General features: G+C 61.2%; 16 protein-coding genes. 9 read left to right on the top strand and 7 right to left on the bottom strand.

Annotated elements, in window-relative coordinates:
- Positions 1 to 274: 274 nt before the first annotated feature.
- Both MU846_RS13940 and MU846_RS13935 read left to right on the top strand, forming a co-directional pair.
- On the top strand, positions 275 to 775 hold the full coding sequence (locus MU846_RS13940; protein ID WP_246953786.1) for a hypothetical protein: 501 nt from the start codon (positions 275 to 277) through the stop codon (positions 773 to 775).
- A gap of 109 nt (positions 776 to 884) precedes the next feature.
- Positions 885 to 1,073 (top strand): hypothetical protein, encoded by a 189-nt coding sequence (locus MU846_RS13935; protein ID WP_246953784.1) that lies wholly within the window; start codon positions 885 to 887, stop codon positions 1,071 to 1,073.
- Positions 1,074 to 1,345: 272 nt separating this feature from the next.
- On the opposite strand, the gene bamJ is transcribed toward MU846_RS13935, so the two are convergent.
- Positions 1,346 to 2,056, bottom strand: coding sequence for a BamJ family beta-barrel-assembly machinery protein (gene bamJ, locus MU846_RS13930; RefSeq protein WP_246953782.1), 711 nt, complete (start codon positions 2,054 to 2,056; stop codon positions 1,346 to 1,348).
- 368 nt (positions 2,057 to 2,424) lie between these two features.
- Here bamJ and MU846_RS13925 point away from each other — a divergent pair, with 368 nt between their 5' ends.
- Entirely contained in the window at positions 2,425 to 3,180 is a 756-nt protein-coding gene (locus tag MU846_RS13925) for a nucleotide-binding protein (RefSeq protein ID WP_246953780.1), read from the top strand.
- Here MU846_RS13925 and MU846_RS13920 read toward each other — a convergent pair.
- Positions 3,171 to 3,659 (bottom strand): TIGR02444 family protein, encoded by a 489-nt coding sequence (locus tag MU846_RS13920; protein WP_246953778.1) that lies wholly within the window; start codon positions 3,657 to 3,659, stop codon positions 3,171 to 3,173. The two genes, MU846_RS13925 and MU846_RS13920, sit on opposite strands and share 10 nt — an antisense overlap.
- A 212-nt stretch (positions 3,660 to 3,871) precedes the next feature.
- Between MU846_RS13920 and MU846_RS13915 the strand changes: the two genes are divergently transcribed.
- Positions 3,872 to 5,809, top strand: coding sequence for an ATP-binding cassette domain-containing protein (locus MU846_RS13915; RefSeq protein ID WP_246953776.1), 1,938 nt, complete (start codon positions 3,872 to 3,874; stop codon positions 5,807 to 5,809).
- Between the two features lie 258 nt (positions 5,810 to 6,067).
- On the opposite strand, the gene elbB is transcribed toward MU846_RS13915, so the two are convergent.
- The 3 genes from elbB to MU846_RS13900 form a co-directional block, all read right to left on the bottom strand.
- Positions 6,068 to 6,721, bottom strand: coding sequence for an isoprenoid biosynthesis glyoxalase ElbB (gene elbB, locus MU846_RS13910; RefSeq protein ID WP_246953774.1), 654 nt, complete (start codon positions 6,719 to 6,721; stop codon positions 6,068 to 6,070).
- A gap of 178 nt (positions 6,722 to 6,899) precedes the next feature.
- Positions 6,900 to 7,406 carry a transcription elongation factor GreB gene (greB, locus tag MU846_RS13905; protein ID WP_246953772.1) on the bottom strand — a complete coding sequence of 169 codons (507 nt, stop codon included), beginning with the start codon at positions 7,404 to 7,406 and terminating at the stop codon, positions 6,900 to 6,902.
- Positions 7,403 to 7,816: a VOC family protein gene (locus MU846_RS13900; protein WP_246953770.1), complete on the bottom strand. Its 414-nt coding sequence runs from the start codon at positions 7,814 to 7,816 to the stop codon at positions 7,403 to 7,405. Before MU846_RS13900 ends, greB begins: the two co-directional genes overlap by 4 nt.
- Positions 7,817 to 8,121: 305 nt before the next feature.
- Between MU846_RS13900 and hemB the strand changes: the two genes are divergently transcribed.
- Together hemB and ppk1 are read left to right on the top strand one after the other, a co-directional pair.
- A complete protein-coding gene (gene hemB, locus MU846_RS13895; RefSeq protein WP_246953818.1) occupies positions 8,122 to 9,126 on the top strand; it encodes a porphobilinogen synthase in 1,005 nt (334 codons plus the stop codon).
- A 103-nt stretch (positions 9,127 to 9,229) separates the two neighbouring features.
- Entirely contained in the window at positions 9,230 to 11,317 is a 2,088-nt protein-coding gene (gene ppk1 / locus MU846_RS13890) for a polyphosphate kinase 1 (protein WP_246953768.1), read from the top strand.
- Between the two features lie 31 nt (positions 11,318 to 11,348).
- Here ppk1 and ppx read toward each other — a convergent pair whose 3' ends face one another.
- A complete protein-coding gene (ppx, locus tag MU846_RS13885) occupies positions 11,349 to 12,857 on the bottom strand; it encodes an exopolyphosphatase (protein WP_306799426.1) in 1,509 nt (502 codons plus the stop codon).
- A gap of 209 nt (positions 12,858 to 13,066) precedes the next feature.
- Here ppx and trxA point away from each other — a divergent pair, with 209 nt between their 5' ends.
- From trxA to MU846_RS13870, 3 genes are all read left to right on the top strand, one after another.
- Positions 13,067 to 13,393 (top strand): thioredoxin TrxA, encoded by a 327-nt coding sequence (gene trxA / locus MU846_RS13880; protein ID WP_246953766.1) that lies wholly within the window; start codon positions 13,067 to 13,069, stop codon positions 13,391 to 13,393.
- 191 nt (positions 13,394 to 13,584) lie between these two features.
- Positions 13,585 to 14,844 (top strand): transcription termination factor Rho, encoded by a 1,260-nt coding sequence (gene rho, locus MU846_RS13875; protein WP_246953764.1) that lies wholly within the window; start codon positions 13,585 to 13,587, stop codon positions 14,842 to 14,844.
- An 81-nt stretch (positions 14,845 to 14,925) separates the two neighbouring features.
- Entirely contained in the window at positions 14,926 to 15,759 is an 834-nt protein-coding gene (locus MU846_RS13870; RefSeq protein ID WP_246953762.1) for a CPBP family intramembrane glutamic endopeptidase, read from the top strand.
- Positions 15,760 to 15,962: 203 nt separating this feature from the next.
- Here the strand turns inward: MU846_RS13870 and MU846_RS13865 are convergent.
- Positions 15,963 to 16,400: DUF4351 domain-containing protein (locus MU846_RS13865; protein WP_246953760.1), on the bottom strand; the 438-nt coding region annotated here is incomplete at its 5' end.

The following is a 16,400-nucleotide window of genomic DNA, read 5'->3' as shown; positions in this document are numbered from 1 at the left end:
GACGATGCCGTAGCGCACCAGGCGCTGCGGCACCTCCTTTGCCCGTGCGAGTGAAAATGCTGACCAGCCCGACAACACGGCGGCACACGTGGCCTGCGCCGGCACCCGCCAGGCAGCATCGTACGGTGATACCCGCCCCGCCGCCCCTCAAATGGCAGTAGCCACACCAGCCCCGCTCGCCGATAGTGGTGACCCTATGTGATGATCCACCCGGGCCCGTCAGCGTGCTGGCACAGCTCAGCCCCGGGGCCCTGGCAGAACGCGGCGATAAATCATGACCATTCCCTATCGGACGCTGGCGGCGTTGCTCTGGCTTTTCAGCGCGCCGGCCGGTGCCGAAATACAACCGACCATTGCTGATGCCCATGCGTTTGTCGCACAGCAACTGGCAGGCGCGGAAGTGAGCCTCACGGCGCCGGCGGATAACGACCATTCCTTCGCCTATGTCGGTTATCGCGGCCAGGGCTGCCGCTCGATAATCGCGCTGGGCGCAGCACCGGTTGCCGCCGAGGCGCCACCGCCCGGGCTTGCCACGCAGCTGTTGATCATTCCCTGGCAGAAAATTTCAGCCATCCGGCCGGGCGCGGAGGCAACCTCCGGCTGGCTTGAGCTGATCGGCGATATCTCGATCGGTGGCGGCCCCGCCACCGGCCTTCGGTTTTATTTTGCCGACGACGCGGCAGATTTGCCTGGTCGTCTGTCTGCGGCCATGGGTTTTCTGCGCTATGAATGCCACCGGTATGAAAATCTGCTGCAACGTATGAAACAGCTGTAGTAGCCAGCCGCGCCATACTCGCGAGCCAGCGCGCTGGTGGATCACTGCACGAACTATCGACCAGGAGCCATCTGTGAGGCCAACAAGAACCAGGACAATGATTGCTGCCATGGCCGCCGTTTCACTTGCCGCCCTCTGCGCTGCCGTACCGGCCTGCATGCCGATTCCGTGCGTGAAAGCGAGCTGCACCCCGGCATGCCACACCGCACCAGCCTTGACCGAAGACGGCGAGGCAATGACGGAATTCGGCACAACCGAGCTGCGTCTGGATTGCGATGGCCGGCCGCTGACGGACTGAGTGCCCTGGCTTTGTCCCGGTGTCGATTTGGATGACGGGGTCGGGTTCGATCCGGTTCGGTTGGACTCGGTTCGATTGGCGTGGTTGGCATGGTGTCGGCTGCCTGTGCTCGGGGCAGGGCCAACGAAAAAGGCGCCGTGAAGGCGCCCTTTTCGTTATGAGGAGCTTGCAGAGAAACGTTGTCGCCGCCGAGCTCTTGTTCAGAGTCTCCTGCTCAACGAGCTGTCGCCGAACCCCGGTAAACGGGAATCCGCGAGCGGCAAAGCACCGGATCAGTTGCCCGGCTGAATCTCCAGCAGCTCCACCTCGAATACCAGCGTGGCATTGGGGCCAATTTTCTGGCCGGCACCGTATTCGCCGTAGCCCATCTCGGGCGGGATCACGATGCGCCATTTATCGCCCACGTTCATCAGTTGCAGCGCTTCCTGCCAACCCTGGATCACCTGGCCAAGCGGGAAGCTGGCCGGCTCGCCACGCTCTACCGAGCTATCGAACACAGTGCCATCCACCAGCGTGCCGTGATAATGCGCTACCACAACATCTTGCAGGGTCGGCTTCTGATCGCCCTCGCCTTCGCTCAGCACTTCATACTGGAGGCCATTTTCCAGCGTCGTCACGCCGTCTTTTTCGGCGTTCTCGGCGCGGAATTTTTCCCCAGCCTCAGCGTTGTCGGTCGCTGATTTAGTGCGCTCGGCTTCGCGCTCTGCCACTTTGGCCTGCTGGTAGTCCGCGATGGACTGATCCATTTCTTCCGATGTCAGCGGCAAACCGTCGCGCTCGCCCAGTGCCCCCGAACGCAGGCCAGCGAGGAACAGGTCAACGTCGAGATCATCGGTGTTGCCGTGCATCTGCTCGCCAGTGCGATAGCCAATGGCATAAGACGCTTTCTGAACATTCGTTTCCAGATCGACGTCGCCACCCTTCTCCTGGCCACAGGCCGCCAGTGCCGATACAGCAAGCACCAATGCTAATTTTTTCATCATGCCTCCAAACTCTGATTCCATTTATGATTGCGCCGCCCCCGATAACGGAGCCCTCCGCGCCGGCTTCCCACCCGCTGACTGTCGCCACCCTGGTGCATGCGCCGCGCCCGCGGGCCGGCGTGCCTCGCGCCAGCGCTACAGTGTGCGTGCGCCCATGGCCGGCTGCAACCGCTTCAGCCCCCGCCACCCCCCACTATAGCGGGGTCGCGGCAGCATAAGACGCTGACTCACAGCTGTCATCAGCCGGTACGCTCGCGCAAGCGCTTGCCATGTGACAACGAAGCCGGGATATAGTGCAATAGCAATCCTCGGGGAAAACAGCAGCCTGTCGGGGGGGCGTGCTTAGCGGAGGGCGGCGGAGGGGGGACATGCACCGCGCAGCAGATGTAGGCGACGAAACAGCTCTGCCTGCCCGGCATCCCGGTAGCGGGCCGCCGCGCTTTGTGGTGCTGGTGGCCAATGCCAAGGGCGGCTGCGGCAAGACCACTCTCTCCACCAATCTCGCCGCTTACCTGGCCGCACAAGGCCAGTCTGTTTCCCTGCTTGATCTCGACCCGCTGCAATCTGCCGACAGCTGGCTACGCCGGCGCCAGGCGCTGGGCCGGCATGATATTCATGCGCTGTCATTGAAGCTTGATCGCTACACCACCTACGGCCGCCTCAGCGATGTGGTGAGCCAGGCGCGCAATTATCTGATCATCGATTCCCCCGGCGGCCTGGACGGCCCCGTGCTGGATTATGTCCTGCGCGTTTCGCAAGTGGTGCTGGTGCCCGTGCTACCCAGCCCCATCGATATCCGCGCCGCCACCCGCTTTCTGCAAGCCGTCATGCTCTCGCCCTGCTACCGTCAGCGGCCACGCCGGCTGGCCGTGATCGCCAACCGCACCCGGGCGCGCACCCGCATGTACGAGCAGCTGCGCCAGTTTCTGACCAGCCTGAAAATCCCTTATCTGGCAACGCTACGCGATACCCAGCTTTACATGCAGGCCGCCGGTGAGGGCGGCGGCATCATCGACATGCCGGCCCAGCGAGCCGCCGAAGACGTCGAGCACTGGCGCGGCATTGCCGAATGGCTGGAAGTGCAACGCCACCTGCTGCGCGCCCTGCCCGGCCTTCAGGGCTGAGCAGCCTCCGCCAGCAGCGCCTGGGTTGCGGCGGCAAGATTTTCACAACTGGCCATCTCCGGCAGCACCGTCAGCAACCAGGCATGTGCGTTCTCCGGCTGCGCTGCCCGTGGCAACGGCCGGGCGCCGGCGGCTGCCGCCAGCTCGGCCAGCAACAGGCGCTCGGCCTCAAGCTCGGCATCCTGCAAACTGCGCTGCCAATCGCCCCACTGCGGGCGGCTGCTGGCCAGCCGGCGCAACTGCCGTAGCGGCCCGATACGCTCGCGCTCCCACTTTTCAGCCTCGTCGCGCAGCGCTCCCGCCAGGCCCGCCTCCGGGGCCACTCCTTCACGAGCAAGCCAGAGCGCGGCCAGCAGCAGGCATACAGAAATGCCATGCTGATCCTGCAACAGCAATGCAGCGCGCTCGACGCCGGGCCGCTTCCACAGTGCCAGCGCAAAGCGCCACAGCGCTTCCCCGTTCTTTGTTGTTTCCACCATGTGGCACCCTCTTCATTGCACTCTCATTGCACGTCTCATTGCACTTCTCATGGCGCCTCTGACCACACTTCTCATGGCGCGTCTCGCCGCACTTCTCATGACGTTTCTCGGCGTAAGCTGGCTGGCGGCCATGATGCCTTGCGTTGAAGGCAGCACACCACCCCTCTACACTGCGTGCCTCTCATGCCTCTGCCACGGAATTGCCACCTGCCATGCTGCGCCTGGAACAACTCGCCCTGCGACGCGGCCCGGATATCCTGATCCGGGACGCCGATGTGACCCTGCACGCCGGCTGGAAAGTAGGCCTGACGGGCCGCAACGGCTGCGGCAAAAGTTCGTTGCTGACACTGCTGAGCGGCGAGCTGGAAGCAGATCGCGGCCACTACCAGCGCCCCGCCGACTGGCGCATCGCCAGCATGGCGCAGGAAGTGCCGGGCCTGTCGCAGCCCGCCATCGAGTATGTGCTGGATGGCAACATCCGCCTGCGTGCCAGCGAGCAGGCACTGGCCGACGCCGAAGCCCGCCAGGATGGCGAGGCCATTGCCCGTGCTCACGCGGCGCTGGAAAGCATCAACGCCTGGGCGCTGCCGGCGCAGGCCGCCACCGTGCTCGCTGGCCTCGGTTTTGCCGAAGGCGTGCAGCGGCAGCCAGTGGCCAGCTTCTCCGGCGGCTGGCGCATGCGGCTGAACCTGGCGCGGGTGCTGCTTTCCGACGCCGATCTGCTACTCCTTGATGAGCCCACCAACCACCTGGACCTGGATGCCGTGCTGTGGCTGCAAGACTATCTTTCGCAGTTTCGCGGCACCCTGGTGCTGATCTCCCACGACCGTGATTTTCTCGACGCCGTGGTCGGCCATGTGCTGCATATCGAGCAGCAAAAGCTGACGCTTTATACCGGCAACTACAGCGCATTCGAGCGGCTACGGGCGGCGCACCTTGCCCGGCAGGACAGCGAATATCGCAAGCAGGTAGCCCAGGCCGAGCACCTGAAGAAATTCATTGCCCGTTTCAAGGCCAAGGCAAGCAAGGCACGGCAGGCACAAAGCCGGGTCAAGGCGCTGGAAAAACTGGAGCTGATCGCCCCGGCGCATGTGGCCGACGGCTTTCGCTTTACCTTTCCGCCGCCCGCCAAGCTGCCCGACCCGATGCTCGATCTGGAAGGCGTCTCCTGCGGATATCGCAACGAGGACGGCGCCGCCACCATTCTGCGCGATGTGCAACTGAGCATCCGGCCAGAAAGCCGCATCGGCCTGCTTGGCCCCAACGGCGCCGGGAAATCCACGCTGATCCGCACTCTCGCCGGCCAGCTGGCGCCGCTGGGCGGCCGCTACACCGTCGGCCCTGAGCTGGTGATCGGGTATTTTCACCAGCAGCAAGTCGACGCACTGCCGCAGGACGCCCTCCCATTCACCTTGATGCAGCAGGCCCAGCCCAAATGGGAAGAAAGCCGTGTGCGCAGCGAGCTGGGCCGCTTCGGCTTTCACGGCGACGATGTGTTCGCGCCCGTAGGGCGCTTTTCCGGCGGCGAAAAGTCGCGACTGGCATTGGCACTGCTGGTACAGCAAGCGCCCGCGTTACTATTGCTGGACGAACCCGCCAACCACCTTGATCTGGATATGCGCGAAGCGCTGACGCTGGCCTTGCAGGCATTCGAGGGCGCTGTGGTGCTGGTCTCCCACGACCGGCATCTGCTGGAAACCACCGTGGATGAGCTGGTGCTGGTGGCGGGCGGCAGCGTGGCCAGCTTCGATGGTGACCTGGAAGATTACGCCCGCTGGCTGCGCGAGCGCCATAAGGCTGCGCAGAAACCCGCCGAGGCAGCGGACAGCGCCCCCCGGCACGATGCCCGCGCCAAGCGCCAGGAAGCCGCGCAACGGCGCACAGCGCTGCGCCCGTACCGGCAAGCGGTAGAGAAGCAGGAAAACGCGCTGGCCACATGCAGCGCAAAGCTAACCGAGCTTGAGCAGGCGCTGGCCGACGAAACCCTTTACCAGCCGCAGCACAAAAACCGGCTGGCCGAGCTGATTACCAATCAGGGCCGCCTGCGTCAGCAACACGAAGATATCGAAGACGCGCTGCTGGCTGCCATGGAAGCGCTGGAAACCGCCGAACAAGCCCTGCTCCAGGATCAGGAGAGCCCTGTGCGGTAACACACTACGCAGTTTTAAAGGTCCAACATCGATTTCCGTTGAGCCTTTACGGGTGGATTCGTACTCTCATATCCAGGTTCCAAGGGTTTTGGAGCCAGCCATGCTGGTGCGATGGGCAAAGCGCGGCAGGCAGAGCAGGACAGGCGGGGTTTATAGGCAGAGTGACGAGCAACGCCACGGAAGCGGAGCAGAGCGCCAGGCATTTCAGGCGTGTTTCAGCAGCCATTTCCTGCCTGGCGGTGTATTGTCGGCTCCTTTTTAGTTGGCCAGTTCGATCACCTTCGCCACCAGCTTTTCGATCCCGGCCGCCGCTTCGCGAAGGCGATTGCCTTCCATATAAGCTGGAGTGGTCACCAGTTTCTTTTCCTCATCGACGACAAACTCATCCACCGGGCACTGCACATGCTGGCCACCCATCTCCTCGATGGCGGCCGCCACCTCGGCATTGCTGCCGATGGTGCAGCGGGTGCCTTCGCCGAACAGCTGGGCCGCCATGGTCGGCGCAATGCAGATCAGCCCTACCGGCTTGCCGGCCTGATGCACTTCGCGGATAAAATCACGCACCTGAAGATCAATTTCCATCTCCGCGCCCTTGAAGGCGAAATTGCACAGGTTCTTGGCCACACCAAAACCGCCGGGCACGATCAGGGCATCGTAGTCCTCGGCATTGGCCACGCTGAGATCAATGATCGCACCACGCGCCAGCCGTGCCGATTCCACCAGCACGTTACGCTTTTCGCCGGGCATTTCTTCGCCGGTGATGTGATTGATCACATGCGCCTGGGCAATATTCGGCGCCATGCATTGATAGCTGACATCGGCACGATCCAGCGCCAGCAGGGCAAGTGTTGTTTCGTAGATTTCCGAACCGTCAAAGACGCCGCTTCCGGCGAGCAATACTGCGATTTTCATTCTGTCCTCCTGAAACTGGCCACTGCCGCGCCGGCCTTTCGGGCCTCGCGCTGGCGCGCCAGCGATACTCTGTGCTCATTGCCCTGCACGCTGTGCATGGCAATGAACCGCCATGATTTCGTTGTCTGATCTGCTCACAGTGTTACCACATTCCTGCGAGCAATATAAACCTCACCAGCTACGGCGCCTCGTAGCGTATCGCGATCACGACGAACTCCCGTTCACCGGAAGGCGTCTTCACCGCCACGCTGTCATCTTCGCACCGGCCCAGCAGCGCACGCGCCATCGGCGCATCCACACTGATCCAGCCTTGCGCCGCATCCGTCTCATCCGGGCCAACGATACGGTAGCATTGTTGCGCACCGCTTTCGTCATCCTCCAGCGTCACCCAGGCACCAAAGAAAACCCGCGATTGATCCTCCGGCAGCCGATCTACGACGACCATGTCATCCAGCCGCCGCGACAGAAAGCGAATGCGACGGTCAATTTCCCGTAGCATTTTCTTGCCGTAGATATATTCCGCGTTTTCCGACCTGTCACCCTGTGCTGCTGCCTCCTGTACCGATTGCGTCACTTCGGGCCGCTTCACTTTCCAGAGATGTTGCAGCTCCTCATTGAGCGCCCGGTAGCCCTGCGGCGTGATGTATTTTGAGGCCGGTTTTGCCGGCGGGCGATAGCGGCTCATGAAAACACCTCCTCCGCCCGGCGAAACGCCTTGAACTCCAGCGCGTTGCCCGCCGGATCGTGCACCAGAAACGTGCCCTGCTCGCCGCTCTGCCCGGCAAAGCGCACCTGCGGCGGCAGAATAAAATCCACCCCTGCCTCGGTGAGCCGCACCGCCAGCATTTCCCATTCATGCCAGCCCAACAGCACCCCGAAATGCGGAATCGGCACGGGCTTGCCATCCACTTCGCTGGAACCGGCCGGCGCCGGCATCTCGGCCACCTGGTGCGCCGAGAGCTGGTGCCCGAACAGGTCAAAATCCGCCCAATGTCCGGTGCTACGGCCGGGCAGCGCACCCAGCAGATTGACGTAAAACCGATGCGCAGCGCGCAGATCGGTCACGGGGAACGCCAGATGAAATGGATGCGTCATCTAAGTATCTCTTTTGCCTGTTTTACTGCTCTTTATTTCGGCCCTGCATGGGTTTTGCGCCTGCGGGCAGCAATGCACACCTGCCAACCTGCTGCCTTATCCTCCCGCAAAAGCGGGCGATAACCCAGCATATCGCGCCCGCCACCAGCGCCCGCCTGCCGCGGCCACGCCACCCGCACCGGCCAGCAGATGAAACCTCCCGCCGCCCAGTGCGCTACAATAGCGCCACCCGGCATCGGCACCCGCCGCGCCAGCGATGGCCTGGCCGATGCATAGACTGTCTACCGGAGATCAAGGTGAGCCGAATCGTTTTCAACCGGGCCCCGTGGCCCGCCACCCGCCTGCGCCGGATGCGCCGCGACGATTTTTCCCGCCGGCTGATGCGCGAGACTGTGCTGACTGCGGCTGATCTTATCAGCCCCGTGTTCGTGCTCGATGGCGCCTCGCGCACCGAAGCCATCCCCTCGATGCCCGGCGTGGAACGCATGAGCATTGATCTGCTGGTGCGCGAAGCCGAAGCACTGGCTGCGCTCGGCATCCCCGCCATGGCGCTGTTCCCGGTGGTGCCGCAAGAAGGCAAAAGCCTCGACGCCGCCGAAGCCTGGAACCCGGATGGCCTGGTGCAACGTGCCGTGCGCGCCATCAAGGATGCCGTGCCGGAAATGGGCATCATCACCGACGCCGCACTTGATCCTTATACCACTCACGGCCAGGATGGCATCATCGACAGCAATGGCTACGTGCTCAACGACGTTACCGTGACGGCGCTGGTCAAGCAGGCCACCAGCCACGCCGACGCCGGCGCCGATGTGATCGCCCCCAGCGATATGATGGACGGTCGCATCAGCGCCATCCGCACCAGCCTGGAACAGTATGGCCACATCAATACCCGCATTCTCGCTTACGCCGCCAAATACGCCTCGGCCTATTACGGCCCGTTTCGCGATGCGGTCGGCTCCGCCGCCAATCTGGGCAAAGCCGACAAGCAGACCTATCAGATGGACCCGGCCAACAGCGACGAAGCCCTGCACGAAGTTGCTCTCGACCTGGCCGAAGGCGCCGACATGGTGATGATCAAGCCGGGGATGCCTTACCTGGATATCGTGCGCCGCGTCAAAGATCAGTTTGCGGTGCCGACCTTCGTCTATCAGGTCAGCGGCGAGTATGCCATGCACATGGCCGCCTTCCAGCAAGGCTGGCTGGATCGTGAAAAAGTGATCCTCGAATCGCTCACCTGCATCAAGCGTGCCGGCAGCGACGGCATTTTGACCTACTTTGCGAAAGAAGCGGCGCAGCTGCTGCGTGGCTGAATTTTCGAGGCGCCACGGCCATCGTGGCGCCTCTTGTAATCCGCTCGTCACAAGCATGTAATAGCGTCAGGCTCGCCCCTGCCCCGACTGTGGATTGCACCGCATGACGACTGCCGCTGATGACGCCGCCAACGTGCTCGACCTGCACAACCCCGATTTCTATCTCAATCGCGAATTGAGCCTGTTGCAATTCAACCTGCGTGTCCTGGAACAAGCCATGGACGTGCGCCACCCGTTGATGGAACGGCTGAATTTCCTGCTCATTTTTTCCAGCAACATGGATGAGTTTTTCGAGATTCGCGTGGCCGCCTTGCAGAACCAGCTGGAAACCGGCACCGGCCTGCCCACCGCCGACGGCATGCTGCCAGGCGAGATTCTCAAGCAAATCAGTAGCATCGTGCATGATGCAGTGACACGACAGTATCATATCCTCAACGATATCCTGCTGCCCGCGCTAGCCGAAGAAGGCGTGCATTTTCTACGCCGGGAAAACTGGAGCGCCGAACAGGCGGCCTGGGTCAAACGCTATTTCCGAGAGCAGGTTTACCCGGTGCTCACGCCCATCGCCCTTGACCCGGCCCATCCTTTTCCACGGCTGGTCAACAAAAGCCTCAACTTTATCGTGCCACTGGATGGCAAAGATGCGTTCGGCCGCCAGACCGGCCTGGCCATCGTGCCAGCACCCCGCTCGCTGCCACGAGTGATCCGTATTCCCGATGATATTTGCGGCGACGGGCACGACAACTTCGTGTTTCTCTCGTCCATGATTCATGCACATGTCAGCGATCTGTTCCCCGGCATGAAAGCCACCGGCTGCTACCAGTTTCGCGTCACCCGTAACGCCGACATGGAGGTGGACGAACGCGCCGACGATCTGGCCACGGCGCTTAAAGGCGAGCTGCTGATGCGCCGCTACGGCGATGAAGTGCGGCTTGAAGTGGCGGATAACTGCCCGCGCCATCTGGTCGATTATCTGCTCCAGAAATTCGAGCTGGGCGAAGAAGATCTGTATGAAGTGAACGGCCCCGTCAATCTGGCGCGCATGTTCACCGATGTGAAGCGGCCACGGCTGCGCTATAGCCCGTTTACACCGCGCATCCCGCCACGCCTGAAAAACCCCGACAATATTTTCGAGGTCATCGACGAAGGCGATATTCTGTTGCATCACCCGTTTGAATCGTTCAACCCGGTGGTGAACTATCTGGCCGAAGCAGCCCGCGACCCCAAAGTGCTGGCGATCAAGCAAACCCTGTATCGCACCGGCACCAACTCCGAAGTGCTGGATCATCTGGAAACAGCCGCCCGCAACGGCAAGGAAGTCACCGCGATTGTCGAACTGCGCGCCCGCTTTGATGAAGCCAGCAATATCGAAGGGGCGCGGCGGTTGCAGGAAGCCGGTGCCATCGTGGTCTACGGCATTGTCGGCTACAAGACACACTGCAAGATGATGCTGATCATCCGCCGCGATGCCAACGGCGTCATCCGCCGCTATGCTCACCTGGGCACCGGCAACTACCACACCAGAACAACCAAACTTTATACCGATTTTGGCCTGCTCACCGCAGATGAAGGGCTATGCCAGGATGTGCACAAGATATTTCTGGAACTGACCGGCATGGGCAAGGCAGCGCGGCTGAAACAGCTTATGCATTCGCCTTTCACCCTCCATAGCGGGCTGCTGGAACTGATCGACTTTGAAACACAAGAAGCCCTCGCCGGCCGCAAGGCGCGTATTGTCATCAAGGTCAATTCACTGACTGATCCCCAGCTCATGCAAGCGCTGTATCGTGCCAGCCAGGCCGGCGTCGAAATTGATCTGATCGTGCGCGGCATGTGCTGCCTGCGCCCTGGCATAGCGGGCCTTTCGGAGAATATTCGTGTGCGCTCCATCATCGGTCGTTTTCTGGAACACACTCGCGTGCAATATTTTCACCACGCCGGCGAGCGCCGCGTCTATCTTTCCAGCGCCGACTGGATGGAGCGCAACATGATCAACCGGGTCGAAACCTGCTTCCCGATCAACGATCCCAAATTGCGCCAGCGCGTTATTCAGGAAGGGCTGGAAAGCTATCTTCAGGACAACAGCCAGGCCTGGCTGCTGCAGGCGGATGGCAGCTATATCCGCGTCCCGTCCACGGAGTGGGAGGTCCCATTTTCGGCGCAGCAGGTATTGCTGGAAAAGCTGACCTGAATAATCAAAGCAACCATGAGTGGCATAAGGATCAGCGCACCACCAGAGAAAGCCCCACCGCCGCAAAAAACTCCTGCTCCTGTTCCAGATCAGCGCGAGTCAGCGGGTGCTCATCCAGCCAGCCGGGCTGGAAGGTAAGCACCAGCACGGAATCCTGCGCGGCCAGCCGGGTATCCGGCAGCGGCTCATCGCTGCGAGCGTGATGCAGGCGCGCTGCCAGCCGCAACAGCAGGCTGATGCGTAGCAGCGGCAGTTGATCCTCTGGTGGCAGCTCTTCCAGCGCCGCCAGCGGAATCTTGCGGCGGTGCGCTCGCACCAGCAGCGCCACGCGCTGTTGTGTCTGCCGTGAAAAACCGGGCAAGTCGGAATTTTGCACCAGATAAGCGCCGTGTTTGTGGAACTGGCTATGGGAAACCGCCAGGCCAACCTCGTGCAGCAGCGCACCCCAACGAAGAATGTCCGGCAGCTCCACTTCCGTCAGCCCCCAGTCAGCCGCGATCTGACGGAAGAAATCTGCGGCTGTGGTCGCCACGCGCTGAGCCTGTTGCGCGTCCACATGGTGGCGATTCATTAGCACATGAATAGAGCGCTCACGCACATCTTCATGCTCCAGGCGGCCCAGCAGATCGTAGAGCAGACCCTCGCGCAAGGCACCGTTGCTGATGTCCACGGTGGTCAGCTCTAGTTGTTCGAAGATACCGGTCAGGATCGCCACGCCAGCGGCGAAGATCTGCATTCTGTCTTCCCGCAGGCCCTTGAGCCGCGCATCCGCGACAGTGCCCGCACGCACCAGCCGCCGCCGAATGCGTTGCAGGCCATCCCAGGTAACGCTGCCATCGCTCCAGCCGTTCTCCTGGCAGACCTGGCCGATCGCCTTGATGGTGCCGGACGCCCCCACCGCCTGCTGCCAACCCAACTGGCGATAGCTGCGCTGAATCGGCAGCACTTCCTGGCGCGCTGTGGTGACGGCGCGCTCGAAGGCTTTTTCACTGCTTTGCCCGCCGGGGAAAAAGCGCCGCGTGAAGCTGACACAGCCCATGTGCAAGGACTCGGTTTCCAGCGGCTCGAAACGCTCTCCGATGATCAACTCGGTGCTGCCGCCGCCGATGTCCACCACCAGCCGGCGCCCCTGCTGATCGGGCAGGGAGTGGCTGACACCCAGATAGATCAACCGCGCTTCCTCGCGACCGGCCACGATCTCGATATCATGGCCCAGCACGTTTTCTGCTTCGCGGATGAATTGCATGACGTTACGCGCCATGCGCAGTGCGTTGGTGCCCACTATCCTCATGCCTTCCGGGGGCACACCCTGCAAGCGCTGAGCGAAACGGCTGAGGCATTCAAGCGCCCGCCGGCGTGCTTCCGGCGTGATGTAGTTCTCTTCATCCAGGCCCGCGCCCAACTGCACTTTCTCCGACAGCCCTTCCTGAATCTGCAACTCCCCCTGCACCAGCCGCGCCACCACCATATGGAAGCTGTTGGAGCCGAGATCGATCGCTGCGAGGTGTTCTGGGGCCACCTGTTCCGGATTGTGCGACAAGATGTTCTCCTTCGTCGTCGGGTGTCGGGCGCTTGCGCCCGAAGTCTGCCCCCGGCAAGCGACAGCGGTATGACAGCCTTTGCGCTGCATGATATCACCGGACAGGGCGAGAGCTTGCTACTATCGCCACCATTATCGGCCCAGGGTTGAATCCCTTCACCCCTGCCCTGATATTATGCAGACCCCGCGAACCCCAACAGGAGATATCAATGAGCGGCGAGATTATCAACGCCACCGACGCCAGTTTCGAGGATGATGTCCTCAAGTCCGGCGAACCGGTGCTGGTGGATTACTGGGCCCCCTGGTGTGGCCCGTGCAAGATGATCGCCCCGATTCTGGAGGAAGTGGCCGGTGAGTACGCAGGCCGCCTCAAGGTGGTGAAAATCAACATCGACGACAACCCGGAAACCCCACGCAAATACGGCGTGCGCGGCATTCCCACGCTGTCGGTGTTCCGTAACGGCAACGTCGAAGCCACCAAGGTCGGCGCGCTGAGCAAGTCCCAGTTGACCGCCTTTCTCGACAGCACCCTCTGATATCACGCTGGCAGCCCCGCCGATGCGGGGCTGGACAGCGGCCCTCTTGCAGTGCTACATTCCGGCCCAGCTTCGCACTTCCCTTGGCGTTCGGCAGCTCGCCGGCGCGGTTTTTCCTAAAACATCAAACTATTAAGCCGGCTCGCTGCAGCCTGGCGAACCACTAATCTTTCTGGATCCTAATCAAGCCGATGAACCTGTCTGAACTGAAGCAGAAGCCCATTGGAGAGCTGCTGGAAATCGCCCGCGAAATGGGGCTGGAAAACCTGGCTCGTACCCGTAAACAGGATGTCATTTTTTCAATTCTGAAAAAGGCCGCCAAGAACGGCTCGGACATCTATGGCGACGGTGTTCTGGAAATTCTCCAGGATGGCTTCGGCTTCCTGCGCAGCTCGGAAGGCTCCTACCTGGCCGGCCCGGACGATATTTATGTTTCGCCCAGCCAGATACGACGCTTCAACCTGCGCACCGGCGACACTATCTCTGGCAAGATTCGCCCGCCGAAAGAAGGCGAACGTTATTTTGCCCTGCTGAAAGTCAGCGCGATCAATTTCGACAAGCCGGAAAACGCCAAGAACAAGATTCTGTTTGAAAACCTGACGCCACTCTTCCCCACCGAGCGTCTGATAATGGAGCTGGGTAACGGCTCGACCGAAGATATTACTTCGCGCGTCATTGATCTGGTGGCCCCCATCGGTAAAGGCCAGCGCGGCTTGATTGTCGCGCCGCCGAAAGCCGGCAAGACCATGCTCCTGCAACAGATTGCTCACTCCATCGCCCGCAACAATCCCGAATCTCACATGATCGTGCTGCTGATTGATGAGCGGCCGGAAGAGGTGACGGAGATGTCACGCACCGTGCGCGGTGAGGTAGTGGCCTCTACCTTTGATGAACCACCCGCCCGTCACGTGCAGGTTGCCGAAATGGTGATCGAGAAAGCCAAGCGGCTGGTGGAGCACAAGCAGGATGTGATTATCCTGCTGGATTCCATTACCCGCCTGGCACGCGCCTACAACACCGTACAGCCCAGCTCCGGCAAGGTGCTCACCGGTGGTGTCGATGCACATGCGCTGGAAAAGCCAAAACGTTTCTTTGGTGCAGCACGTAATATCGAAGAAGGTGGCAGCCTGACGATCCTCGCCACTGCGCTGGTGGAAACCGGCTCGAAGATGGATGAAGTGATCTACGAGGAGTTCAAGGGCACCGGCAACATGGAGCTGCATCTGGATCGCAAGGTATCCGAAAAGCGTGTGTTCCCGGCGATTCATATCAAGAAATCCGGCACCCGCCGCGAAGAACGTCTGGTCGGCGAAGACGAACTGAAGAATATGTGGGTGCTGCGCAAAGTACTCCATCCGATGGACGAGATTGCCTCCATCGAATTCCTTATTGATCGCCTCAAGCAGACCAAAACCAATAACGAATTCTTCGATGCCATGAAACGAAAATAACACCGGCCAGTGAACCGGGTGTAATATCAAAAGCCGGATGCCACAAAGTGGTATCCGGCTTTTTCATTTTCGGGATATATCATGAGTAATACGGGAAAGGGATTTCTAGCACCACTGACCAACCTGCTGACAGACCCGTCTCTGGCCACGCCGACGCTACGTGGCCTCGCTGCCCACAGGCATTTGTTATTATTCTGCGCCATCACCGCAGTGGCATTACTGATTAATCAATATCTCGCCATTGACGGCTCATTGCGCCAGAGCACTAACTGGTACGCCGCGCTGGCCGGCGAGCATCCTGCGCAGACGTGGCGCACGGTACAACAAAGCGGCTTCGCCGGCTTGCTGGAGCAGGCGCGCTGGGCCGGCTGGCTGCTGATCGGCTATGTGCTGCTCCCTGCGCTGGTGATTCGCCTGGTGTTGCGCCACCGGCTTGCGGATTACGGCCTGGCCTGGGGCGATACCGGCAAGCACTTCCGCTATTACCTGATTTTTGGCGGCATCATGGCAGCACTGGCGGTGTTGGCCTCCTTCCATGCCAGCTTTTTGAATACCTATCCGTTTTACCCGCTGGCCGGCCGCAGCTGGATTGATCTGCTGTTATGGGAAATGCTTTATGTGCTGCAATTTTTCTGTATCGAATTTTTCTATCGCGGCGTGCTGCTACGTGGCCTGCGGCCTGTTATCGGCATCTATGCCATTTATGTTTCCAGCCTGGTTTACCTGACGATTCACCTGCCCAAGCCGTTCCTTGAATGCGCAGGCTCACTGATGTTCGGGCTGATCTTGTGCCTTCTCGCCTGGCGCTGTCGCTCGATCTGGGGCGGCGTACTGGTGCACGTGTGCCTGGCGGTGAGCATGGATCTGCTATCGTTGATGCAACGCGGAGCCTTGCCCGCACATGTGTGGCCATGAAGGCATACAATATGCGAGAAGCATCCGTGCCCACGCGGATGCGGGTTCGACAAAGCATTGAAAAAACTGTCAGATGAATTGGGAGCGATGCCGTTGCGGACAACGGCAGGTGTTTTAATCGAGTGAGGTGCCACCACCGGCCGCCCAGCTCCCAAAAGGAGACAGGCCACTAAATATACCTCGGCAGGATGTTCGCGATGGCGTTAGTGGAAAACGTCTTCGAGGGTGTCGGCGTCATAGAAGCGATCTATCCAGACATCCAGCTCGGGCCGGCTGGCGCTGGCCAGCCGCTGTGCGATATCGGGAGAGACACTGCCAAAGCGGCGTTGCAGCTGGCGGTGGAGAATCGCTCGGGCAGCTTGCGCCTGGCCTTGTTCCAGCCCCTCGGAGAGCCCCTCACGGCGGAACTGGGCCTTCCACTCTCGGATTCTGTCCTCCAGCATATGATTGGCCTCCTGTAGGTCATTGATTTCGCGCCAGTGCGTTTGCGGGTCCAGGCTGGGCCCGCGCCGTCGCAGCCATTCGACAAAATGCCGGCGCAGATCGGCGAGTTCGGGTGTATTGAGCCAGTCTACCAGAAGGCCGAGGACGTGTTGTAGCGCCTCCGGGGTGGCGCTGTGCTCCAGCTGAAACAGGGCGGC

Origin of the sequence: Alcanivorax quisquiliarum (assembly GCF_023051175.1) — a bacterium.
Lineage (GTDB): Bacteria > Pseudomonadota > Gammaproteobacteria > Pseudomonadales > Alcanivoracaceae > Isoalcanivorax > Isoalcanivorax quisquiliarum.
The sequence above is the reverse complement of the archived record's forward strand: the minus strand, read 5'-3'. Positions and strand labels throughout refer to the sequence as shown.